Here is a 23,143-nt window from a genome sequence, read left to right as displayed (position 1 = left end):
CGATTATTCGAGCTGAGGGACCTTCATAAAAATTCAGTGAGTCCTAACTTTATATGTACGTGCGTAACAATCGGAGGAGGATTGTCATGACGACAGAAAGCGGCTCGCCTGCGTCCACGGATGCCCAGGAAACATTCCGTGCCATCGACACACCCGAGTTCCTTGTCCGCATTGCCGAGAAACTGCGGGCCAAGAGTGGCTCCGATCTGCCACTGTGCTGCTTCATCGAGCAGGTCAAGTTGCAACTGGCCGGCGGAAAGTCGCCGGAGGATCTGCAGAAGGACGCAGCCAACAGCAACACGCCCGGCCATCTCTCGGAGACCTACAAAGCCTGGGCGATGCCCGACTGAACCACCTTGTCCGGTCGCCACCTCCTGCCGGCCGGAACCTTCTCTTCGCACGTACATTTCATCAATCGCGTGAAAGCGCGATGGCCGTTGCGTTCCAGACAGAGGAGAAAACCATGCGACTGTTCGAATGCGGCACGCTCGTTCCCGGCTGCGCCTGGCACACCCGGGCGGATAATGACGCAGAAGTGGTTCGCCGCGCCGTTGAGCACTTGAAGACTGCTCACGGCGAAACGATCATACGCGAAAACATGGTTGATAACATCAAGGCACGCATCCGTGACGAAGCCACCGCCGCCTGACGGCCGGTGAGCGAGCCCTGGCAACAATCATTGAAGCTGCGCCGCATCCATCCGATGCGGCGCGATGTCGGCTATTGCGCGCTTTCCTTCAGCCGGGCGAGCAGGGCCGTTCGGTCGGACGTAAAATTTTCTTCCACCCACTGGTTTTCCAGCACCGCAAGCAGTTCGCCGACACGAGGGCCGGAGGCGACGCCCGCCGCGAGCACGTCGCCGCCATTTAGAGGAAACTGCGGCTTCTTCCAGTTCGCGGCCTGATCCATGAGCTTGCCGAGCCGCGCTGAACGCGCCATCTCGGCTAGATCGCCCTCAGCCTTGCCACGCGCAACAGCAAGAGCAAGCTTCAACCGGGTCACGATGCCGTCGAGGCCGTTACGGTAAAGCAGCCTTTCGAAAGCAGCCGGCGAGATTTCATCGTTGACCGGCGCCGCCATCGCCCAGGCCTTGAGAGTGGCCGCTTCCGCATTGGAGAGTTTCAGCCGGGCCGCAAGCGCCTCCAGCCGCGCCGCATCGGGCGGTACGATCGCCATCAGGCGCAGCAGCGGATCAGGCGCCCAGCCGAGCGCCCTCTCGGTGGCGACAAGCGAAGGGATGGCATCGATCCCCCAGCGTTCCGATTCCGGCAGAATTTCCGTCAACACCGCCACCTGCCGCATCCAGAGAAGTGCCCGGCCGGGATCGGCAGCACCGAGCAGTTTTCTGAGCTCCGACCAGACGCGTTCGGCCGACAGCGTCTTCAGTTTCGAACGCGCCGCCGCACAGGCCTTCAGACCCTCCGCATCGGGCCGCCCGGAGCCGTAATAGGCAAAAAAACGGAAGAAGCGCAGAATGCGCAGATGGTCCTCGGCAATACGCCTTGCCGCATCGCCGATGAAGCGGATGTTGCGCGTTTCGATATCGGCCAGTCCGCCGACGAGATCGACCACTTCGCCCTCGGCATCTGCGTAGAGCGCGTTGATTGTCAGGTCCCGGCGTTCGGCATCGGCCTTCCAGTCGGTGCTGAAGGCAACCTTGGCGTGGCGCCCGTCGGTCTCGACGTCGGTGCGCAGCGTCGTCACCTCGAAAGGCTTGCCATCGATGACGAGCGTCACCGTGCCGTGCTGCAGTCCTGTCGGCACCGCCTTGACGCCAGCCGCCGCCGCCCGCTCCATGACGATTTCAGGCCTCAGCGTCGTGGCGATGTCGATATCGCTGACCGGCAGGCCCATCAGGCTGTTGCGCACCGCACCGCCGACCACTCGACCTTCCCCCTTATCGGCATTGAGAAGCCCAAGGACCCGGGCGAGAGCCGGATCGCGGAACCATGCCTGGTCGGCAACGCCGGTCATGCATAAAGCCTTTCATAGAGTGTACGGACGATGCCGGCGGTGATGCCCCAAATCATCCGGGTTTCATAGGGCATGCGGTAGAAATGCCGGTCGATGCCGTCGATCACGCGCCTATCGCGGCGGTGATTGGCCGGGTTCATCAGGAAGGAAAGCGGAACCTCGAACACGTCGTCCACCTCGGCCGGGTTGAGCCTCAGCGCGAAACCCCGCTCGACGACGCCGAGCACGGGAGTAATGCGGAAACCGGTCGAGGCGAGATAGTTCGGCAACCTACCGACCGTTTCGACGAAAGAACCGGCCAAGCCGATCTCCTCCTCCGTCTCGCGGATCGCCGCCATTTCGGGCGAGATATCGGCCGGATCGATCGAGCCGCCGGGAAAGGCGATCTGGCCGGAATGTTTGCGCAGCGTCGCCGTGCGCTTGGTGAAGATCACACGCGCTTCCTCGCCGTCGTCGATAACAGGCACGAGCACGGCGGCGTCGCGCAGCTTGAAGGTCGCCACCTCCTCCACGATATCCGGATTGAGAACATGGTCGCCATGATCGCGCCAGGCATGGTCCACCGGCCCGCCATTCTGATTGAACGCACGGCGGCGGAATTCGGCTGCTGAAAACAGCGGATAACGTTGGGTGATCGCATCGTTCATCGGCTAAGCGCATCCAATTCATCGGCCGGCATGACGGGGAAGACCTCGCCGGCGGAGCAGATTGCAAACATCGTCTGCCCTTCCACTTCGACCGTCTCGCCGAGCGCGACCAGTTCATACATCACCGCGCGTGACACCAGCGCCTCCAGCCGCCCGCGCACATGCAGGTAGGGTTTCAGTTCGGCATTCTCGCCCGCAATGGAAAAGCGCAGCCGATGCTCTCCACCCGCCTCGATCACATCACCGACATTGGTGCGGAATGTGAGCACCTGGCGACCCTCGCGCACAGTCACGCTCATCTCCACAGCGATGAACGGCGCGTCGATGACCCTGATCCCGACCTTTTCCACAGGAGTTACGAGGTAAGTCTTTTCGTCCTCCTCTTTGCGCAGGACCGTCGAAAACAGCCGCACCAGCGCCGGCCGGCCGATCGGCGTACCCATGTAGAACCAGGTGCCGTCGGCCCCGATCTCCATGTCGATATCACCGCAGAAAGGCGGATTCCACCGCTCGACCGGTGGTAACCCGCGTTTTTTACCGCTGTTTTCAGCAGAGGCGCGCGAGATCAGCGCGGCAAGCCCCGCCGCATCCGCCTGTCCGCTGATTTCTTCGGCTGCCATTCTTCCGTCCCGGTTTGTCCTTAACGAAGTGAAGTCACGAGATAGTCATTCGTAACGAACTTGTCAGCCCGTCGCATCTCCATAACTCTATCGAGTATGAGGCGGATGTATAAGTCCGCCGATTCGCTGCCGAATGATTTCAGCCGTTGGAGATGCCCGTGGGTATGATGAAGACCGAAGCCAGCCTCGATGAAAAGGCGATCGTCGCCGCCGCTGAAAGGGCGCTCTCCGATATCGCCGCCATCCGCGGGGAAGTCTCGAAAGTGATCTTCGGTCAGGAGAGCGTCGTCGAGAACACCGTCCTCGCTGTGCTGTCAGGCGGCCATGCCCTGCTCGTCGGCGTTCCCGGCCTTGCCAAGACCAGGCTGGTGACGACGCTCGGCGAGGTGCTGGGCCTTGCTGCCAACCGCATCCAGTTCACACCCGACCTGATGCCTTCGGATATTCTCGGCTCCGAGGTGATGGATCAGGACGACAGCGGCCGCCGTTCCTTCCGTTTCATCAAAGGCCCGGTCTTCGCCCAGCTCCTGATGGCCGACGAAATCAACCGCGCCTCGCCCCGCACCCAGTCGGCGCTTCTGCAGGCGATGCAGGAATATCACATCACCATCGCCGGCCAGCGCTATGATCTGCCGGCTCCCTTCCACGTGCTCGCCACCCAGAATCCGCTGGAGCAGGAAGGCACCTATCCCCTGCCCGAGGCCCAGCTCGACCGCTTCCTGCTGCAGGTCGACGTCAACTATCCCGAGCTCGCCGCCGAGCGACAGATCCTGCTCGAGACCACAGGCCTCGGTGAAACCCGGCCGGAAGCCATCATCGATGCGCAGCGGCTGATCGAAATCCAGACCCTGGTGCGCCAGATGCCGGTGAGCGAGACGGTCGTCGACGCCATCCTTTCGCTGGTGCGATCCGCCCGCCCCGGCCAGGGGAATGCCTCGACCGACAAGAACGTCGCCTGGGGTCCGGGCCCGCGCGCCGGCCAGGCGATGATGCTCTGCGCCCGCGCCCGCGCGCTCTACGAGGGCCGCCTCGCCCCGTCTCTCGACGATATCTTCGCGCTCGCCGAACCCATTCTCCAGCACCGCATGGCGCTGACTTTCGCCGCCCGCGCCGAAGGCATGTCGGTGCGCGACGTCATCGCCGGACTGGTCAGGCAGGCAAAGGGATAAGGAAGCCGGACGCGTGGCATCTATCGGACAGACCGTTAACCCGACGTCAGGCAGCGATGCCCTTTCCCGCGCCAGGCAGCGGGCCGCCCTGATGCCGGACTGCCTGGTGGAAGCCAAGCGCATCGCCAATACGGTGATTGCCGGCTGGCACGGCCGCCGCAAGCGCGGCATCGGCGAGAATTTCTGGCAGTTTCGTCCCTATGCCGAAGGTGAAAGCCTGTCGCGCATCGATTGGCGCCGCTCCGCCCGCGACGATCATACCTATGTGCGCGAGCGCGAATGGGAGGCAGCGCACACCATCTGGCTCTGGTGCGACATGTCGCCCTCGATGATGTACAAGTCGAGCTTCGGCAGCGTCTCCAAGGAAAGCCGGGCGCTTGTTGTCATGCTGGCGCTTGCCGAAATCCTCGCCCGCTCCGGCGAACGCATCGGCTGCCCCGGTATCATGGAACCCGCCTCCACCCGCAATGCCGCCGAACGCCTCGCAGCCGCGCTCATGCACGCGCCGCTGACCGGCGGACTGCCGGAAACCGGAATGATCCGCGGTTGGAGCGACCTCGTGCTCATCGGCGATTTCCTCGACGACGCTCCTGATATCATGGAGCGGCTCGGCCCGCTTGCCCGCCGCGGCCTGCACGGCCATGTGGTCGAGATAGCAGATCCCGCTGAAGAGATCTTTCCCTATAGCGGCCGCACCGAATTCATCGACCCGGAGACCGGCGCCAAGCTCATCTCCGGCCGCGCCGAACACATCCGCGAGACCTATCGCAACGCCTACCTCGCCCGCAGGGAGAGCCTCGGTCAGTCGCTGCGGCATCTCGGCTGGACCTTTACGACCCACCGCACCGATCATCTTGCCTCGGAGGCGCTGGTTGCGGTCCACATGTACCTGTCCGGCATGCCGGCCAAGGCAACGCATGGAGGGCTGCTATGAACGCCCTTCCCTTCGCTTTCGCCTATCCCGCCATTCTCGGCGCCCTGATCGCCCTGCCGGTCATCTGGTGGCTGTTGCGGCTGACACCACCACGTCCGAAAACGGAAGTCTTTCCACCGCTTAAAATCCTTGCGTCGGTGCTGAAACGCGAGGAAACGCCGGCGCAAAGCCCCTGGTGGTTGACGCTGCTGCGCATGCTGCTCGCCGCCATCATTATCCTTGCGATTGCTGATCCGGTCTTCAACCCGCGCACCAATTCTCTGGCCTCGGGCGGCCCGCTCGTCCTCTTCGTCGACAACAGCTGGGCGGCATCGCCCGATTGGGAGCGGCGCGTCCAGACCGCCGACGCGCTGGTGGACGATGCCGAATCCGCCGGCACGCCGGTAGCGATCGCCTTCACCGCCGATCCGACCAATGATGCGGTGCCCGGCACGGCAGCGAGTGCCCGCGACAAGCTGCGGGCTGCCGAGCCGCGGCCGCTGGTCCCCGATCGCGAGCGCGCCTTCCAGGCGCTGCGCGCGGCGCTCAACGGCGTCAAGCCCGGCACCCTCGCCTTCCTGACCGACGGTGCCGCCGCCAAAGCCGATGATCCGACGGTGCGCAGGCTCGCCGAGCTCCAGCCCGCTGATCTGCGCCTGATCGAGGGCGATGCCACGAAGACGGTTGCCGTCACCGCGGCCAGCAATGCGGCCGATGCCATGACCGTCAAGGTCACGCGGCTCGACAGTTCGCGCCCCGCATCCGTGGCGCTAAACGCCGTCGATGCCCAGGGCCGCTCGATTGCCAACGGCAGGGTGGATTTCCGTCCCGGCCAGAGCGTCGCCACGAGTTCGATCACCGCTCCCTTCGAGATGCGCAACGATTTCGCCCGCATCAGCGTCGACGACGGCGCGACGGCAGGCGCGGTCCACCTTCTCGACGATGCGTTCAAGCGCCGCCGGGTCGTCCTGTTGTCCGGTACCGGAGCCGATGAATTCCAGCCGCTGCTCTCGCCGCTCTACTACATCCAGCGGGCGCTGCAGCCCTATGCGGATATCATCCAGCCCACCGACTCCGATCTGGCCGTCGCCATACCGAAGCTTCTCGCCAGCAATCCTTCGATCATCATCATGGCCGATATCGGCCGCCTGCCGGAGGAGACCTACGAACCTCTGACACGCTGGATATCGAACGGTGGCATGCTCCTGCGTTTCGCCGGCCCGCGCATGGCGGCGGCACCTGCCGACGATCCGCTCATTCCCGTCATCCTGCGCCAGGGAGAACGGGCGCTGGGCGGCACCTTGTCCTGGAGCGAACCGCAGTCGCTGGCCGAATTTCCGAGCATCGGGCCTTTCGCGGGCATACCACGTCCCGCCGATGTGGTCGTCAAACGGCAGGTGCTTGCCGAGCCGACACCCGACCTTGCCGAACGCACCTGGGCAAGCCTCGCCGACGGCACGCCGCTGGTGACGATGAAGCAGCTGGCATCCGGCCAGATCGTCCTCTTCCACGTCACCGCGGAAGCGACCTGGTCCGATCTGCCGATCTCGGGCACTTTCGTCGATATGCTGCGTCACCTCCTGCAGATATCGCGCTCAGGCGGTGTGACGTCTGAGGCGCGCAGCAGCGCTCGTGTCTCCGAGACCCTTCCGCCCTACCGCATGCTGACGGCCAAGGGTGTGCTCGTCTCCGAGACTGGCTCGGCGCGACCTCTGATCCCCAGGGCCGGAGCCGAACCGACGGCGGATTTCGACAATCCGCCTGGCCTCTACGGTTCGGAAGACGGTTTCACCTCATTGAACGTGCTGCCCGAGAATGCCGAACTGAAGCCGCTCGATACCGCTGGAACCAATGCCATGCGCGAAGGCTTGATTGGCGGCGAAAGCTGGTCGGCAAAGCCGGTTCTTTTCCTGGTCGCCTTTCTGCTGCTGCTCGCCGACAGCGTGGTCGTTCTCTTCATGAACGGCGCTTTTTCGCGATTGCGCCCGGCCGCCAGCACCCTGGGCGTGATCGCAGTCGCGGTGGGCGCCGGCTTCCTGGTGCAGCCCGGCACACTTCACGCCAACGACTCCCGGCCCGGCGACGACCTCATTCTGGAGCGGCTTGACAACACGCATCTCGCCTATGTCGTCACCGGCGAGCAGGAAGTCGACAATATATCCGAGCGCGGCCTTGAGGGCTTGACCCAGTTCCTGACCTTCCGCACGACGCTGGAGCCGGCGCCGCCCGTCGGGCTCGACCTCACCAAGGACGAACTCACCTTCTATCCGATCATCTATTGGCCGGTTTCGGCAACGGCGCCGATGCCGTCATCGGCCGCCATCAGCCGCATCGACGCCTATATGCGCAACGGCGGCACCGTGCTCTTCGATACGCGCGACCAGATAAGCGCGTTGGACAATGGCGGCAATGTCGGCGCCAACGGTCAGCGGCTGCAGGAAATCCTCGCCAACCTCGATATCCCGCCGCTCGAACCGGTACCCTCAGATCACGTGCTGACCAAATCCTTCTATCTCCTGTCGAGCTTTCCCGGCCGCTATGCCGGCAGCCCGCTTTGGATCGAGGCCCGGCAAGGTGGCCGCGAAGCGACCGAAAAATCGGCGGCGACGGCCGACGGGGTTTCGCCGATCCTGATCACCGGCAATGATTTCGCCGGCGCCTGGGCAGTCGACGAAAACGGCACGCCGATGCTGCCGACTGTGCCCTCGGATGAAGGGCAACGTGAATATGCCTACCGGGCCGGCGTCAATATCATGATGTACATGCTGACCGGCAACTACAAGACCGACCAGGTCCACGTTCCCGACCTCCTCGAACGGTTAGGGCAATGAGATGACCTTCGATTTTTCACCCTTCCTGCCCTGGCCGGTTCTGGCCGCACTGGCCGCCGCCAGTGCTCTCATCGCCGCCTTTGCGATCTGGCGCGGCATTCGCGGCGCCTGGATCAGGATACTGGCCGCCCTCGCCCTGCTGACCGCTCTTGCCAATCCCGTACTGCTGCAGGAGGATCGGGATCAGCTGTCGACGATCGTCCCCGTCATCGTCGACCGGAGCCAGAGCCAGCAGACGCCCGAGCGCACGAAGATGACCGATGACGCGCTTGCGGCGTTGAAAGGGCAGCTTGCCCGCTTCCCCCAGATAGAACCCCGCTTCATCGATGTCGAAGGCGACATCAATTCCGACGTTCCGTCCACCCGCCTCTTCGAGGCGCTGGCAGCCAACATCGCTGACGTCCCTTCCGCCCGCATCGGCGGCGCCATTATACTGACAGACGGCGAAGTCCATGATGTCCCGGCCGCCAATCAGGCGCTTGGCTTCGATGCGCCGATCCATGGTCTCGTCACCGGCAAGCCCAAGGAATTCGACCGTCGCATCGAAGTCATCAAGGGACCGCGCTTCGGCATCGTCAACGAGGAGCAGCAGGTCGTCCTGCGCGTCTTTGACGATGGTCCGAGCCCCGGCGGCACGGCCGACGTCATGGTGAAGCTGAACGGCGACGAGATCGCTACCTTGCAGGCGACGCCCGGTCAGGATACGCCCTTCTCCTTCAAGGTTCCGGGTGGCGGCAGCAATGTGCTCGAATTTTCCGTCGCCGAGCTTCCCGGCGAAGTCACCGCCGCCAATAACCGTGCCGTTCATGTCATCGACGGCATCCGCCAGAATCTGCGTGTTCTGCTGGTCTCCGGCGAGCCGCATGCCGGCGAGCGCGCATGGCGCAACCTCCTGAAATCCGACGCCTCGGTCGATCTCGTTCACTTCACCATCCTGCGTCCGCCGGAAAAGCAGGACGGCACGCCGATCAACGAGCTGTCGCTGATCGCCTTCCCGACGCGTGAACTCTTCATCGACAAGATCAAGGATTTCGACCTGATCATCTTCGATCGCTATCAGGATCGCGCCAACGTGCTGCCGATGCTTTATTATGACAACATCGCCCAATACGTGGAGAATGGCGGCGCGCTGCTGATTGCCGCCGGCCCGGAACATGCGAGCCCAGAGTCGATCGCGATGACGCCGCTCGCCTCCGTGCTGCCGGCAGAGCCGACGGGCCGGATGATCGAGAAGGCCTTCTATCCTCGACTCTCCGAGGAAGGGCGTAAGCATCCGGTCACGCGCGGCTTGGACGGCTCCGGCGAGGACCCGCCGCATTGGGGCCGCTGGTTCCGCAGCGTCGATGTCGAACGGCCGCAGGGCGAAACGATCATGGTTGGCGCCGACAACCATCCGCTGCTGGTGCTGAACCGTGCCGGCCAGGGCCGTGTCGCCATGCTGCTTTCCGATCAGGGCTGGCTCTGGGCGCGCGGCTTCGAAGGCGGCGGTCCAAATGTCTCGCTGTATCGCCGCATCGCTCATTGGCTGATGAAGGAACCAGCGCTCGAGGAAGAAGCGTTGACGGCGCGCGCCTCCGGCCGAACCCTTGAAGTCACCCGCCAGACAATCGGCGACAATCCTGGTAACGCCACCGTGCGTTATCCCTCCGGCAAGACCGAAACCTTGCCGCTCACCCAGACAGAACCCGGGCTTTACAAGGCCGAGAAACGCATGAACGAGGTCGGCCTCTTCGAAATCCGTAACGGCAAGTTATCGACGCTTGTGCACATCGGCGCTGTCGATGCGCCGGAATTCAAGGCGATGATCTCGACGACCGATGTGCTGAAGCCTGTCGTCGACAGGAGCAAAGGTCTCGTGACCCGCGTCGCAAGCGAAAAGGGCGCAATCAGCGTTCCGCCTATCCTGCCGGTGCGCGGCCAGGTCCGCGTCTCCGATAACGAGCGAATGATGATCCGCATGACCAACGAAACGGTCCTGAAGGGAATCAACACGCTGCCGCTCTTTGCCGGTTTCGCCGGCGTCGGCATCCTGCTGCTCGCTTTCGGCGCCATGTGGTGGCGCGAAGGGCGATAGTCGCATGCCGGAGTTCGAGCTCACGGCATCGCCTTCGGCTGTGGAACTCGCGGCAATTACCGATGCGCTCTCGGCCTTCAATAACAGCGATGTCGGCCCTTCGGACCGCCAGCCGCTCGCCGTCCTCATCCGCGATACCGACGGCAAGGTGACCGGCGGCCTGTCGGGCTTTACCGCCTGGGGCTGGCTCTTCATCCAGTTGCTTTATATCCCCGATACGCTACGCGGAACGGGCATAGCCGGCAGGATTCTCGCAAAAGCGGAAGACGAGGCCAAGACGCGAGGATGCCGTGGCGCCTGGATCGATACCTTCAACCCGCAGGCTCTCCGCGCCTATCTGCGCCAGGGTTATGAAGTCTTCGGCGAGCTTGAAAATTTCCCGGAAGGTCGCACGCGCAGCTTCCTCCGGAAAAAGCTCTGATCATCCGCGCCAGGCGATCATACCTTTCAGCCGCTCGTGCACGCCCTCGGCGATCGGAACGACCAGCACCCGGCCCGGATCGACGGGGCCTGGAAAGGCAAGCGCGTTATAGGCCACCTTCTCGAAGCCAAGCGGACCGTAATAGGGCGGATCGCCGACGAGGATGACGGCTTCCGAACCCTTGCGCCGCGCAGCTTCCACCGCGATCCGCACCAGTTCCCGGCCGATACCTATATTTTTGTGCGAGGGTCGAACGGCAAGCGGGCCAAGAAGATGCCCCTTCACCGTGCCGGCCAGCACCGGCGTCATGCGCACGGAGGCGATCGTCTCGCCGTCGTCAGCACAGATGAAGGAGAGCGACAGGTCATGCGGCCCCTGCTCGCGGATACGCGCGGCAGCCCGCGCGAAGCGGCCCGGACCGAAGGCTTCTTCATTGATGTGTTCGATGGCGGCGTCGTGGGACGCGTCTTCGGTGAGGTAGACGAGATCGTGCTTGTACATGATGACAGAAACCGGTTGGACAGATTGATGGGTCTCGAACACGCCCTTGGCGTTCGGAGCATCAGCGTCGTCGCAGGTTTCTGGAAATGAACATCAGGCAGGTGTTCCTCAAATCGTGAAAAGGCCGATAGCAGGAAAAATTTCCGCCGTCCAACGCAAAATGCACACCAGAGCCTGCTGGCGTCGGGGGCGTGACGCACTGTTCGATCTTTACCGCCTGCAAAGCCCCACTATCTCAGCTAACATCAATTCCAACATGGCAACCAGGGAATGAATCATGGGAATGCTTGTGGACGGCGTCTGGCATGACGTCTGGTACGACACGAAGGAAAGCAAGGGCCACTTCAAACGTCAGCCCTCGCAATTTCGCAACTGGGTGACGGCAGACGGCGAGGCTGGACCTTCCGGAAGCGGCGGCTTCAGGGCCGAGGCCGGGCGGTATCATCTTTATGTCTCTCTCGCCTGCCCCTGGGCGCATCGCACCCTGATCTTCCGCAAGCTGAAGAAACTGGAGGACCTGGTCTCGGTTTCTGTCGTCGACCCACTAATGGCCGAAAACGGTTGGGAATTCAAAGTGGGCGACGGAGCTACCGGCGATCACCTCTACGGCGCGGCCACCCTCTGGCAAATCTATGCCAAGGCCGATCCACATTATTCCGGCCGTGTCACGGTTCCCGTCCTCTGGGACACGCAGACCGGCACGATCGTCAACAACGAGTCGGCCGAGATCATCCGCATGTTCAACAGCGCCTTCGACGGGCTGACGGGCTCGAAGGCCGATTTCTACCCGGAGGATCTGCGTGCCGAGATCGACGCGCTGAACGCCACCGTCTACGACACGGTCAATAACGGCGTCTACAAGGCGGGCTTTGCCACAACTCAAGAAGCTTACGAGGAAAATGTCGTCAAATTGTTCGAAACACTCGACATTCTCGACGAACGCCTGGGCAGGGGCCGTTACCTTTTCGGCGACAGATTGACCGAGGCCGATTGGCGCCTCTTCACCACGCTGGTGCGTTTCGATCCGGTCTATGTCGGCCACTTCAAGTGCAACATCCGCCGCATCGCCGATTATCGCAATCTGCCCGGCTATCTCAGGGATCTCTATCAAACGGCAGGCGTTGCCGAGACGGTAAACCTGCAGCACATCAAGCAGCACTACTACCGCAGTCACAAGGCGATCAACCCGACCGGCATCGTCCCCGCCGGCCCGGCGCTCGATCTCGACAGCCCGCATGGCGGCGCTGCAGCGCCGCGCGTCTTTTTAGAGGCGCAAAGGACGCTGTAGAACTTTAAATTGCTGCATAATTTACTCTTAAATCGATTCCGATTTAAGAAATTATGCAGCGGGCTGAATGCAGCCTGAAGCTTCTCACCAACGATGATCAGGCTCCTGCTCGCCCCGAAGCTCGGCGAGGCGGCGATACGTCGCCTCGGTCGTGCCCTCGGGCAGGCTATCGAGCGAAAAGAACCCGCTGTCGGAAATCTCCCAATCCGGCGGCCGCGGCGCCGTCTGCTCGACGGTGACCCGGTAGAAGACGACATGGTCGCGCCGGGTGGTCGTGGTGTTGAAATAGACTTGGACCAGCTGCGGTTTTCCGATGATTCTGAGGTTGCCCTCCTCGCGCAGTTCCTTGACCAGCGCTTCTTCGGCCGTCTCATTGCGCTCCAGTCCGCCGCCGGGCATATGCCAACCACCGACATAGCTGTGGCGCACGAGGAAAATCCGCCCGTCCTTATCGAAACAGGCGGCCCTGACGCCCATGGTCATCCCGCGGGCGAAGGAGAAATAGACATGCAGGAGGCGCAAGGCCAGCCTGATGTGAGGAGGCCGCTTCTCTTTATCCACCATCGTTCCGTTTCGGCTGTTCATCGCTCCGGATGTGTTTGATTTGTCAATAAGCTGGTCTATGTCTCGTAGCATGTTCAAGCTCGCGCATATTTCCGACGTCCATCTCGGACCACTGCCCCGTCTTTCCATACAAGAGCTGTTTTCAAAACGCATAACCGGCTTTGTGAACTGGCATCGAAATCGAAGCAAGCACCTTTTCGGCGGCACGCTCGATCTGCTGCTCGATGACATCCGTGCCCATCAGGCTGATCATTTGGCTGTCACCGGCGACCTCGTCAACTTGGCCAGCGGCATCGAGATCCGGGCCGCCGCCGCTTGGCTGCGCGCGCTCGGCGATCCCGCCGACACATCGGTCGTTCCCGGCAATCACGACGCCTATGTGCCGGGTGCCTATGAGAAATCGATGCGCGCCTGGTACGACTATGTTCGCGGCGATTTGGCCTCTCCGCAATGGCAGGAAGACCGCCACATCTTTCCCTATCTGCGTGTCCGCGACAAAGTTGCGATCGTCGGATGCTCTACGGCAGTCGCCACGCCCCCCTTCGCCGCCTCCGGCTTTTTCAGCGCTCGCCAGGCCCGCGATACGGTGAACATGCTGCGCGCGGCCGGCGAAGCCGGTCTCTTCCGCGTCGTCATGATCCATCATCCGCCGATCCGCGGCGCCACCGCCTTTCACAAACGCATGATCGGCATCCGTCGCTTCGCGGCCGTGATTTCGACCGGCGGCGCCGAGCTCGTGTTGCACGGCCACACGCATCTGAACACGCTCCACTGGCTGCGCGGCCAGGTGCAGCCGGTGCCGGTCGTCGGCATCGCGTCGGCCTCGCAGGGACCGGGCAGCATTAAGCCGCCGGCCGCCTACAACCTCTTCTCCATCGACGGCTCTCCGGGCGCCTGGGAACTCACCGGCGAGCGCTTCAGCCTGAACAGGACAGGCGATGCGGTGATGTCGGAAAGCGTCGATATTTTCGCCCCTTAGCGCTGACTTCCGACTCTTTTGATGCGGCACTTGAATCAATCTCGGAAAGCGCTTCGCCACCGTCGCAACATTTGTCATGGAGGCGGCCTACCCTCTTGGTATTTTTACCGGTAAGCGTACAATCCGACCGACTGCATCGCCTCAGAACGGAGCCGCCAATGACTTCCCCCTTCCATCGCCTGTGCAGAACAACACTTGCCGCCGGCTTTGTACTCGGCATGGCGAGCGCCGCCTTCGCGGTCGGCGACAGCAACGACGACACCAATCCGCCGCCGAAGACCCAGACGACCAAAACCTGCACCGGCGGCAAGGTCTGGGACAAGCAGAAGAAGGAATGCGTCACTCCGAAGAAGAACAGCTTCAACGACGACGATCTCTATAAGTTCGCCCGCGAATTCGCCTACGCCGGCCAGTATGAGAATGCCATCGCCGTGCTCAACCTTGCCTATAATCAGAACGATCCGCGCATTCTGAACTATCTTGGCTATGCCAACCGCAAGGCCGGTCGCATGGAGCTCGGCATGTCCTATTACCGCAAGGCATTGCAGGCGGATGAGAATTATATTCTCGCCCGCTCCTACATGGGTATGGCGCTGGTGGAACAAGGAGACATCCAGGGGGCGCGCGTTCAGCTCGTCGAAATTCGCGACCGCGGCGGCGAAGACACCTGGGCCTACCGCGCTCTGCTGCAAAGCTTGAACGGTTACAGGACATATTGACGCAAGCTTTGCGGGCTAGATTAGGAAAACCCCTTGGGAAAGGGGATAAGATGACCGGATGCTTGCGAAGCGCAGTGGATTTGCTTCATAAAGCATCTGCATCTCCGGTGCCGACAAAGCCGGTTTCGCGTCCGATGCCGAAGCTTTCGTCCGCGAAACCATTGTGAATGCTTCTTGGATAGACAATGCGTCAGCCCGCAACGACCATCGACCTCCGGCGTGATCTCGTCGGCCTTCTGCCCCACCTTCGCCGCTTCGCGATCACGCTCGCAGGCGAGGCTGGCGTGGCCGATGAACTTGTCCAAGCCGTTTGTCTGCGTGCCATTGCCAAGGGGCATCAGTGGAGTGGCGAGGGCAGACTGGAAAGCTGGGTATATACGCTTGCCCGCCAGCAGTGGACGGAGGACAGCCGCAAGCGGAAGCCGAAGGCGTCGGCACGCGGCAACGTCACCGACATCAGAGAGGCTGCCCGTGAACGCTCGGCCTCGGTCGATCCCGACGCCATCCATCGCATGATCGCCGAAATGCCGGACGGTGTTTCCTCGATCTTCCTGCTCGTCGATGTCGAAGGCCACAGCTATCAGCAGGCGGCCGAGATCATGGGCATTTCGACAGCAAGCGTCGTCTCCCAGCTTGCCACCGCAAGGCTGCATTTCGCCGGGCTTGCCGGCACCCACCCCATCCACAGGTACTGAATTGCTCGATCTTAGGAAATTGCCGCTCGAAGCCCAGCTCACCGCCCTTCTCGACGGCGAGGTCTCTCCCGAACAACGGCACGAACTGGAACAGCGCCTGGCAACCGACGAGAATGCGCGCCGTCTGCATGAAAAGCTGCGTCATGGCGCCGATTTCGGCCGCCGCCGCCTGGACGATGTCCTGAAGGAGCCAGTGCCGCTCGCCCTCGTCCGCTCGATCAAGAGCACGCAGCCGCCAAAGACGCCGATCGCCCAGCGCGCCATGCGCCCCCAGGTGAAACTGGCCCCGAGCGGCCCGCAGGCGCTGGCAGCGACTCTTATCCTCTTCGTCGTCGGTTGCGGCATCGGCTATTTTGCCGGCGCCACCCCGGATGCCGACGAGATCGCCACCACGACCGCCACGGCGCCCGCCAATACCAACAACTGGCTCGGCGACGTCACAGCCTATCAACGCCTGCTGATCCGCCAACCCCGTCACCTCGTCGAAGTGCCGGCATCGCAGGCCGAAGAAATCTCCAGCTGGCTGACGACCGTCATCGGCGTGCCTTTCCGTGTGCCGGATCTCAGCGCCGAATCCTGGACCTTCCAGGGTGCCCGCATAATTCTCGGCGACAATCGCCCCGTCGGTCAGCTCGTCTATTCCAACAGCGACGGCGATATAATCTCCATCTGCTTCCGGAAGGACGCGCAGCCGCCTGAGACCGACGACTTCAAGGAAACCATCAAGGACGAGATTGGCCTGGTCACCTGGCACAATGCCGGCACCTCCTACGTTCTCGCCGGCCCCTCCGCCGAAGCCACCCTCGGCCAGCTCGCCATGAAGATTGCCACGGCGATTTGATTGCCGCCTGTCGTATGAGGTGAACGACTGCCAGCGGAGCTGAGGCGGTAAATGGCAAAATCGACCATCAGCATCAGCCGCCCCTCATCCGCCTGCCGGCACCTTCTCCGCTAGGGAGAAGGGATATGCCGCAACGTCTCGCTCCCTCTCATTCGTAAGAGGGCGCCGAAGGACGTTAGGCCGCCACTCGCTCCCTCTTCTCCCCAGCGGGGAGAATGTGCCCGTAGGGCGGATGAGGGGGCCACACGGCCATTCGCTGCTTTCGCTTAGCGAAGACGCAACGAAATCAACCGAATCGTCAGGCCGCGCCGTACCAAAACGATCGCGGCCTGAACCCTTCGCAGATCAAGCCCTGCCAGCCTTCACTTCGAGCACCCGGTTCGCAGCCGACACGATCGCCTCCAGCGATGCCGCGACGATGTTGGTATTGATGCCGGCGCCGAAGAGCTTGCCGCCGGGATAGGAGGTCTCGACATAGGAGATCGCCGCCGCATTCGAGCCGTGCTGTAGCGAATGCTCGGAATAATCCTCGACCGACATCTCGATGCCGAGATAATGCGACAGTGCGTTGATGAAGCCGTCGATCGGACCGTTGCCGCGCCCTTCGATGCGCTTGATCTCGCCATTGTCGGTGATTTCAGCTGCAACGATCCGCTGGCCCTTGCGCTCGGTGTCGGGATAGGTGTGGTGGTCGACGAACTTGAGGCGCGCCTCGGGCTGCGTCACGTAGCGCTCGATGAAGCGGTCGTAGATGCGCTTCGAGGGAAGCTCCTTGCCCTCCACGTCGGTGATGCGCTGGATATCCTCACGAAATTCGACCTGCAGGTTGCGCGGCAGGTTGAGCCCATAATCCTGCTGCAGGATATAGGCGATGCCGCCCTTGCCCGACTGCGAGTTGATGCGGATGATCGCCTCGTAGGAACGGCCGACGTCGCGCGGATCGATCGGCAGGTACGGCACCTCCCAGACCGGATGGTTGGCGACCTGTGCCGCCTTCATGCCCTTGTTGATCGCATCCTGATGCGAGCCGGAGAACGCCGTATAGACCAGCTCGCCGACATAAGGGTGACGCTCGGCAATCGTCATCTGGTTCGAATATTCGAACACTTCCTTGATGCGCTCGATGTTCGAGCAGTCGATCCCCGGATCGACGCCCTGCGTGAACATGTTGAGCGCCATCGTCACGACGTCGACATTGCCGGTGCGCTCGCCATTCCCGAACAACGTGCCTTCGACGCGGTCGGCGCCTGCCAGCAAGGCCAGTTCGGCGGCGGCGATGCCGGTGCCGCGGTCGTTATGCGGATGCAGCGAGACGATCAGGTTCTCGCGATTGTCGAGATTGCGGCACATCCATTCGATCTGGTCGGCATAGACGTTCGGCGTGGCCATCTCGACGGTGGACGGCAGGTTGATGATGAGCTTGTTGTCCGGCGTCGGCTTCACCACCTCGATGACGGCGTTGCAGATCTCCAGCGCCACTTCCAGCTCCGTGCCGGTGAAGCTCTCGGGCGAATATTCGAAACGGTAGCCGCCGCCGGCCTTGGCCCCCATGTCGGTGATCATCTTGGCGGCATCGACGGCGATCTGTTTGATGCCCTGCACATCCTTGGCGAAAACGACACGACGCTGCAGCTCGCTGGTCGAGTTATAGAAATGCACGATCGGCCGGTTTGCGCCTTCCAACGCTTCGAAGGTGCGGGTGATGAGCTCCGGGCGGCACTGTACCAGCACCTGCAGCGACACGTCGGCGGGCACGTTGCCCTCTTCCACGCACCAGCGGGCGAAATCGAAATCCGTCTGCGAGGCGGAAGGGAAACCGATCTCGATTTCCTTGAAGCCCATCTCGAGCAGCAGATGGAACATGCGGGCCTTGCGGTCGTGGCCCATCGGGTCGACCAATGCCTGATTGCCGTCGCGCAGGTCCACCGAGCACCAGACCGGCGCCTTGGTGATAGTCTTCGTCGGCCAGGTGCGGTCGGGAATGTTTACCTGCGGATAGGGCCGGTATTTCACCGCGGCATCAGGCATGCCTTTTGCGGAGGATCGGCTGGTGGTGTTATCCATTATCTTGTCTCCTCGTCCCGGCATTTGCCCCGCCTCTTAGCCGATCGCATCGGCCTTGGCGATAAACAAATGCGGACCTTCGTCGGTCGTTAGGTCAATTTTGAAAGTGAATCGCGAGGAGCGATGCCGGGCGGGCTTTCGGCCGCCGGGCGCTCCTCAACGGACCCGGCAACCGCGCGTAAGGCCGAGGAGAAGAAGCGAGGTCACGGCGCTCGAGACGTCACGCAGGGCGATGCGGCCGCGTGCAATCGTATCAGAAATCTTAGCGCCAGAGGTCTTCATGGCCGCGCTTATAGCGTTGGGCGGTGAACCTGGCAAGCCCTCTCAGCCTGCCGGCTTTCCGTTACTTCTGCCGAGCGCGATCTTTCGACATCTTCACCAGCCGCGACAGCGCCAGCATCAGCCCGCCGGCGATCAGTCCCCAAAAGGCACCCGAGATGCCGGCGAAGGAAACGCCGGATGCAGTGACGAGGAAGGTGATCGCCGCCGCCTCGCGCGATTCCTGCGCCTGGAAGGCCGACATCGCCGAGGATGAGAAGGCCCCGACCAGCGCCAGCCCCGCCACCGCCTCGATCAGAATGGGCGGCGCCAAGGCGACGAAGGCCGTGACCGCGCCGGCGAGCAGCCCGAGGATCACGTAACCGACGCCGGCGATCAGCGATGCCCAATAGCGTCGCTTGGGATCGGCATGCGCGTCATGCCCGGCGCACATTGCCGCGGTGATCGCCGCCAAGTTGACGGCATGGCCGCCGAAAGGCGCCGACAGCAACGAAAAGAAGCCGGTGACGGCGAAGAGCGGACCCGGCTTCGGAACATAGTGATTGACTTTTAGGACGGCGATGCCGGGAATGTTCTGCGAGGCCATGGTGACGATGAAAAGCGGCAGCGCGATCGAGATGAAGGCCGCCAGGGTGAATACCGGCCGCACGAGTTCCGCCGTCGGCACCAGCGATCGTTCGAGCGAGGCGAAAGCGCCGTCGGGAATGTCGACGCCGAAGGCGAGCACCAGCACGAAGGCGGCGAGTGCGGCCGGCACCGCCCAGAGCCGCTTGAAGGCGCCGACGACGATCCAGGAAATGACGATCGGCAGACCGAGCAGCGGATTGAAGCCGATCGCCTTTACCGGCGCAAAGCAGAGGCCGATCAGCACACCTGATAGCATCGCATTCGCGAGCGGCGCGGGAATGGCGGCGACCGCCCGGCCGAGCGGCTTGAACAACCCGGCAATGATGATCAGCACGGCGCAGATCAGGAATGCGCCGACCGCTGCATTGAAGCCGCCCTCGATTGCGCCAGTGCTTGCGAGCAGCGCCGCCCCCGGCGTCGACCAGGCGATGCTGATCGGCAGTCGAGTCCCGGCGCTGAGCACGATCGCGCAGACGCCCATGGAGATCGACAACGCCATCAGCCCCGAAGCGGCCTGCGCATCCGTTGCACCCACCGCCTGCAGCCCATGCAGCACGACGGCGAAGGAACTGGCGGAGCCGACGAAAGCGGTAAGCAGACCCATGAACAGGGGCTGGACGGAAAAATCTTTGAGCATGGCGGACTCTGAGCTGCTGGAATGGCGCATGGAGCATGATGGTTGGCGCCCGCGCAAGTCCAGATGGAGGGCTTTCCGTCCAGCCCTACCGGTCAATGACCGCAAGCATAACCGAAATCAAGACGCCCTCACCTGCGGTCGGCAGGCAAGGGCGTTTCGAAGGTTTCGGTCGAGAAACTCAGATGTCGGCTTGCGACGTCACGATGCGCGAGACAAGGCCATAGTCCTTCGCCTCTTCGGCTGAGAGCCAGTAGTCGCGATCCGTGTCCTTGGCAATTTTCTCGAGCGGCTGGCCGGTGGCCTCCGCCATGATCTTGTTCAGGCGCTCGTTCATCTTGATGATCTCGCGTGCCTGGATCTCGATGTCGGATGCCATGCCGCGTGTGCCGCCCGACGGTTGGTGCAGCAGGAAGCGCGTGTTCGGCAGGCACAGGCGTCTCTCCCTGGGAGCCGCGACATAGATCAGCGCGCCGGCCGAAGCGACCCAGCCGGTGCCGATCATCCAGACCTTCGGCTTGATGAACTTGACCATGTCATGGATGGAATCGCCGGATTCGACGTGACCGCCGGGCGAATTGACATAGATGCGAATGTCTTCGTCGCTGGCCGCAGCAAGTGCAACGAGTTGCGAGCAGACCTTCTGCGCCAGTTCCTGGTTGATCGGTCCATAGATGAAGATCGAACGCGACTTGAAAAGATTCGCCTCCGTTTCCTTGCCGAGCGGCAGTTCCTTCGTCTTGTCGTCCTGTTCTTCGTCGTTCATTCGAACCTCTCGGAGATGAATTCGGGTTCCTCGCACATAGTGCGACTCAATGCCTAAAACAATGCGGGAAAAACACAAGGCACCGAAGCGGTGGAGATATCCTTAAGAAGCCGCGCACTGTTCCGCAAGCCTTACTGAAATGTAACGGTGGAAGGCTTTGAAAAGCCGGAATCGGTTCCTACCTCACCTCTCACATGGCAATCGCCAAAAGAGATCAACAGGAGACCGGACATGTCACCGGAAGAACGCCAATTGCTGACCGCCCTCTTCGATCGCGTGCGCACCGCGCAAGCCCAGCCGCGCGACCGCGAGGCCGAAGCTCTGATCGACCAGGCGACGCGCGAGCAGCCGTCCGCCACTTATTATCTCGCCCAGGCCGTCATCGTGCAGGAAAAGGGGCTGGAAGCGGCCGCCAACCACATCAAGGAACTTGAGGAGCGCGTCCGGCAGTTTGAAGCCGGAGCCAGCGAGCACCGACAGGCCGAACAGGGCGGCGGTTTCCTGAGCTCAATCTTCGGCAATACCCAGACGCAGCAGCCCGCGCCTGTCCCCTCCAACCCCGGCCCCTGGGGGCAACCGTCCCGCGCCTATGACGAGCCGCGCGATCGCCAGACGCCGCAGCAGCCCACCGGCCCCTGGAGTCAGCAGGCCTACGCGCCGTCTGCCGGCGGCAGCTTTCTGCGAGGTGCACTCGGCACGGCCGCGGGCGTTGCCGGCGGCATGCTGCTTGCCAACTCCCTGAGCGGCATTTTCGGCAACCACATGTCCTCGCTCGGCTGGGGCTCACCCTTCGGCGCCAACCCCTTCGGCAATGCAGCCGCCCCGACCGAGGAAACCATCATCAACAATTATTACGGCAATGACGACGTCCGTCAGGCCGCGGATATTGCCGGCAATGACAATGACGACAACCTGCAGCAGGCCGATTACGATGACGGCGATGATTATAGTGATGATTCGTCCGCCGACGACGTGACGGATGTTTGAGGTCTAACGAGCAGAAATGAGCGGCAGTTTGTAATCAATTGCCGCACCGTATCCCCGCCCTTCGCTTTAAGCTCAGGGCGTTCGTCGCTGCAATCGATTCACTGGATCGATTGCTCGGGCTTTGCCCGACGCTCCTCACCCACGTCCACGATAGGTGGCGACACCCTGCTCCGGCAGCCACACATCTTCCGGTGGCTTGCCCGTCTGCCAGAAGACGTCGATCGGAATGCCACCGCGCGGATACCAGTAAGCGCCGATCCTCAGCCACTTGGGGTCGAGCAGTTCGACGATGCGCTTGGCGATGTAGATCGAGCAATCCTCGTGGAAGGCGCCGTGATTGCGGAAGGAAAACAGGAAGAGTTTCAGCGACTTCGATTCCACCAGCCATTCGCCGGGGATGTAGTCGATGACGATATGGGCGAAATCCGGCTGCCCCGTCATCGGGCAGAGAGAGGTGAACTCCGGCGCGGTGAAGCGCACGACATAGTCGGTGCCGGCATGGTTGGCCGGCACTTTTTCCAGCACCGCCTCTTCCGGCGATTTCGCGGTTTCGGTTTGCTGACCCAGCATCGACAGGCTGGAAACATCGGTATTCGGCATCATGCCTCCTTGATGACTTTAACGCGGATGCCATGGGCCTTTTCGCCCTCGGGCTCCACATGAATGGCTATTTTGGCGCCCTCATGCACCGCTCTGATGGCATCCTCAAGGCGGTCGCATATATCATGCGCCTGCCGCACGGACATAGTGCCGGGCACCACCATGTGAAAATCGATGAAAGTGACGGTGCCTGCCCGCCTCGTCTTCAGGTCATGCACGCCGATCGAACCCGCCGCATGGGTGGCAATCGCCTGCTTGATAGCTTCCTCCTCCTGCGGCTCGACCGCCTGGTCCATCAGACCGCTGATCGATTGCGAGATCACCTTCCAGCCTTGATACAGAATGTTGATCGCAACGAGGATGGCAAGCACCGGGTCAAAGATCGCATACCCCGTCGCCAGCGCCAGTAGCAGGCCGACAAGCACGCCGACGGATGTCACCACATCCGACATGATATGCTGCCCATCCGCCGCCAGCGCCGCCGAGCGATGTTTGCGTCCGGTCCGAATCAACAGCCGCGCCCAGACCGCATTGATGAGGCCGGCGGCAATATTGATCGCAAGACCCAGCACCGGCGCATCGAGCATGCGCGGTTCCGCGAGATAACTGATCGCCTCCTTGACGATCAGCAACGCGGCGACGACGATCAGCACGCCTTCGGTCACGGCGGAGAGATATTCCGCCTTGTGATGGCCGAAAGGATGGTCGTGATCGGCCGGCTTCTGCGCGTAGCGGATGACGAAGAAGGCGATGAAGGCGGCCACGACGTTGACCGTCGATTCGAGCCCGTCCGACAGCAACGCCACCGATCCGGTCACCCACCAGGCCACCATCTTCAGGCCCATGACGCCGAGGGACAGCGGAATACCCCACATCGCCAGCTTTTGAACAGTAAGATCGCCGTTGTCGCTCATATCGTCCTCCTGCGGTTGCGAATGAATTGCAGGGTC

Annotated in this window: 23 protein-coding genes; 13 read left to right on the top strand and 10 right to left on the bottom strand. The window is 62.4% G+C overall.

Annotated elements, in window-relative coordinates; genetic code table 11:
* Positions 1-86: 86 nt before the first annotated feature.
* Positions 87-350 (top strand): hypothetical protein, encoded by a 264-nt coding sequence (locus PH551_RS00365; RefSeq protein WP_085778925.1) that lies wholly within the window; start codon positions 87-89, stop codon positions 348-350.
* Positions 351-463: 113 nt separating this feature from the next.
* Positions 464-649: a DUF1059 domain-containing protein gene (locus PH551_RS00360; RefSeq protein ID WP_064806262.1), complete on the top strand. Its 186-nt coding sequence runs from the start codon at positions 464-466 to the stop codon at positions 647-649.
* A 71-nt stretch (positions 650-720) separates the two neighbouring features.
* On the opposite strand, the gene PH551_RS00355 is transcribed toward PH551_RS00360, so the two are convergent.
* Genes PH551_RS00355 through PH551_RS00345 form a run of 3 tightly spaced genes read right to left on the bottom strand, consistent with a single transcriptional unit; the run spans position 721 to position 3,241 of the window.
* Positions 721-1,974, bottom strand: coding sequence for a CCA tRNA nucleotidyltransferase (locus PH551_RS00355; protein ID WP_285191420.1), 1,254 nt, complete (start codon positions 1,972-1,974; stop codon positions 721-723).
* The gene (locus PH551_RS00350) at positions 1,971-2,621 is read right to left on the bottom strand and encodes a CoA pyrophosphatase (RefSeq protein ID WP_097596961.1); all 651 of its coding nucleotides are present in this window, start codon (positions 2,619-2,621) and stop codon (positions 1,971-1,973) included. The genes PH551_RS00355 and PH551_RS00350 overlap by 4 nt, the downstream gene beginning before the upstream one ends.
* Positions 2,618-3,241, bottom strand: a complete 624-nt coding sequence (locus PH551_RS00345) for a DUF1285 domain-containing protein (RefSeq protein ID WP_285191419.1) — start codon at positions 3,239-3,241, stop codon at positions 2,618-2,620. Before PH551_RS00345 ends, PH551_RS00350 begins: the two co-directional genes overlap by 4 nt.
* A gap of 158 nt (positions 3,242-3,399) precedes the next feature.
* Here PH551_RS00345 and PH551_RS00340 point away from each other — a divergent pair, with 158 nt between their 5' ends.
* From PH551_RS00340 to PH551_RS00320, 5 genes are read left to right on the top strand one after another with little or no spacing between them, the layout of a single operon-like run.
* Positions 3,400-4,410, top strand: coding sequence for an AAA family ATPase (locus tag PH551_RS00340; RefSeq protein WP_183704720.1), 1,011 nt, complete (start codon positions 3,400-3,402; stop codon positions 4,408-4,410).
* A 13-nt stretch (positions 4,411-4,423) separates the two neighbouring features.
* Positions 4,424-5,344, top strand: coding sequence for a DUF58 domain-containing protein (locus PH551_RS00335; protein ID WP_285191418.1), 921 nt, complete (start codon positions 4,424-4,426; stop codon positions 5,342-5,344).
* On the top strand, positions 5,341-8,154 hold the full coding sequence (locus tag PH551_RS00330) for a DUF4159 domain-containing protein (RefSeq protein WP_285191417.1): 2,814 nt from the start codon (positions 5,341-5,343) through the stop codon (positions 8,152-8,154). Before PH551_RS00335 ends, PH551_RS00330 begins: the two co-directional genes overlap by 4 nt.
* A gap of 1 nt (position 8,155) precedes the next feature.
* The gene (locus PH551_RS00325) at positions 8,156-10,228 is read left to right on the top strand and encodes a hypothetical protein (protein WP_285191416.1); all 2,073 of its coding nucleotides are present in this window, start codon (positions 8,156-8,158) and stop codon (positions 10,226-10,228) included.
* Between the two features lie 4 nt (positions 10,229-10,232).
* Entirely contained in the window at positions 10,233-10,649 is a 417-nt protein-coding gene (locus PH551_RS00320; RefSeq protein ID WP_285191415.1) for a GNAT family N-acetyltransferase, read from the top strand.
* On the opposite strand, the gene PH551_RS00315 is transcribed toward PH551_RS00320, so the two are convergent.
* A complete protein-coding gene (locus PH551_RS00315) occupies positions 10,650-11,150 on the bottom strand; it encodes a GNAT family N-acetyltransferase (RefSeq protein WP_285191414.1) in 501 nt (166 codons plus the stop codon).
* 277 nt (positions 11,151-11,427) lie between these two features.
* Between PH551_RS00315 and PH551_RS00310 the strand changes: the two genes are divergently transcribed.
* The gene (locus PH551_RS00310) at positions 11,428-12,438 is read left to right on the top strand and encodes a glutathione S-transferase family protein (protein ID WP_285191413.1); all 1,011 of its coding nucleotides are present in this window, start codon (positions 11,428-11,430) and stop codon (positions 12,436-12,438) included.
* An 84-nt stretch (positions 12,439-12,522) separates the two neighbouring features.
* Here PH551_RS00310 and PH551_RS00305 read toward each other — a convergent pair whose 3' ends face one another.
* On the bottom strand, positions 12,523-13,002 hold the full coding sequence (locus PH551_RS00305; RefSeq protein ID WP_085778936.1) for an NUDIX domain-containing protein: 480 nt from the start codon (positions 13,000-13,002) through the stop codon (positions 12,523-12,525).
* 70 nt (positions 13,003-13,072) lie between these two features.
* Here PH551_RS00305 and PH551_RS00300 point away from each other — a divergent pair, with 70 nt between their 5' ends.
* The 4 genes from PH551_RS00300 (at position 13,073) to PH551_RS00285 (ending at position 16,236) form a co-directional block, all read left to right on the top strand.
* The gene (locus tag PH551_RS00300; RefSeq protein WP_285191698.1) at positions 13,073-13,981 is read left to right on the top strand and encodes a metallophosphoesterase family protein; all 909 of its coding nucleotides are present in this window, start codon (positions 13,073-13,075) and stop codon (positions 13,979-13,981) included.
* 158 nt (positions 13,982-14,139) lie between these two features.
* Complete coding sequence (locus PH551_RS00295) at positions 14,140-14,700, top strand: tetratricopeptide repeat protein (RefSeq protein WP_285191412.1); 561 nt, start codon at positions 14,140-14,142, stop codon at positions 14,698-14,700.
* A gap of 185 nt (positions 14,701-14,885) precedes the next feature.
* Positions 14,886-15,395, top strand: a complete 510-nt coding sequence (locus PH551_RS00290; protein WP_285191411.1) for an RNA polymerase sigma factor — start codon at positions 14,886-14,888, stop codon at positions 15,393-15,395.
* A gap of 1 nt (position 15,396) precedes the next feature.
* Complete coding sequence (locus PH551_RS00285) at positions 15,397-16,236, top strand: anti-sigma factor family protein (RefSeq protein WP_285191410.1); 840 nt, start codon at positions 15,397-15,399, stop codon at positions 16,234-16,236.
* Between the two features lie 345 nt (positions 16,237-16,581).
* On the opposite strand, the gene leuA is transcribed toward PH551_RS00285, so the two are convergent.
* From leuA to PH551_RS00270, 3 genes are all read right to left on the bottom strand, one after another.
* The gene (leuA, locus tag PH551_RS00280; RefSeq protein ID WP_285191409.1) at positions 16,582-18,300 is read right to left on the bottom strand and encodes a 2-isopropylmalate synthase; all 1,719 of its coding nucleotides are present in this window, start codon (positions 18,298-18,300) and stop codon (positions 16,582-16,584) included.
* A 343-nt stretch (positions 18,301-18,643) separates the two neighbouring features.
* A complete protein-coding gene (locus PH551_RS00275) occupies positions 18,644-19,873 on the bottom strand; it encodes a benzoate/H(+) symporter BenE family transporter (protein ID WP_285191408.1) in 1,230 nt (409 codons plus the stop codon).
* 148 nt (positions 19,874-20,021) lie between these two features.
* Entirely contained in the window at positions 20,022-20,606 is a 585-nt protein-coding gene (locus tag PH551_RS00270; protein ID WP_011426306.1) for an ATP-dependent Clp protease proteolytic subunit, read from the bottom strand.
* A gap of 231 nt (positions 20,607-20,837) precedes the next feature.
* Here PH551_RS00270 and PH551_RS00265 point away from each other — a divergent pair, with 231 nt between their 5' ends.
* Positions 20,838-21,593 carry a DUF2076 domain-containing protein gene (locus PH551_RS00265; protein ID WP_285191407.1) on the top strand — a complete coding sequence of 252 codons (756 nt, stop codon included), beginning with the start codon at positions 20,838-20,840 and terminating at the stop codon, positions 21,591-21,593.
* 135 nt (positions 21,594-21,728) lie between these two features.
* On the opposite strand, the gene queF is transcribed toward PH551_RS00265, so the two are convergent.
* Positions 21,729-22,193 (bottom strand): preQ(1) synthase, encoded by a 465-nt coding sequence (queF, locus tag PH551_RS00260; RefSeq protein ID WP_285191406.1) that lies wholly within the window; start codon positions 22,191-22,193, stop codon positions 21,729-21,731.
* Positions 22,193-23,107, bottom strand: coding sequence for a CDF family cation efflux transporter EmfA (gene emfA / locus PH551_RS00255; protein ID WP_285191405.1), 915 nt, complete (start codon positions 23,105-23,107; stop codon positions 22,193-22,195). Before emfA ends, queF begins: the two co-directional genes overlap by 1 nt.
* Between the last annotated feature and the right edge of the window lie 36 nt (positions 23,108-23,143).

Origin of the sequence: Rhizobium atlanticum (genome assembly GCF_030182485.1) — a bacterium.
GTDB lineage: Bacteria > Pseudomonadota > Alphaproteobacteria > Rhizobiales > Rhizobiaceae > Rhizobium.
The sequence above is the reverse complement of the archived record's forward strand: the minus strand, read 5'-3'. Positions and strand labels throughout refer to the sequence as shown.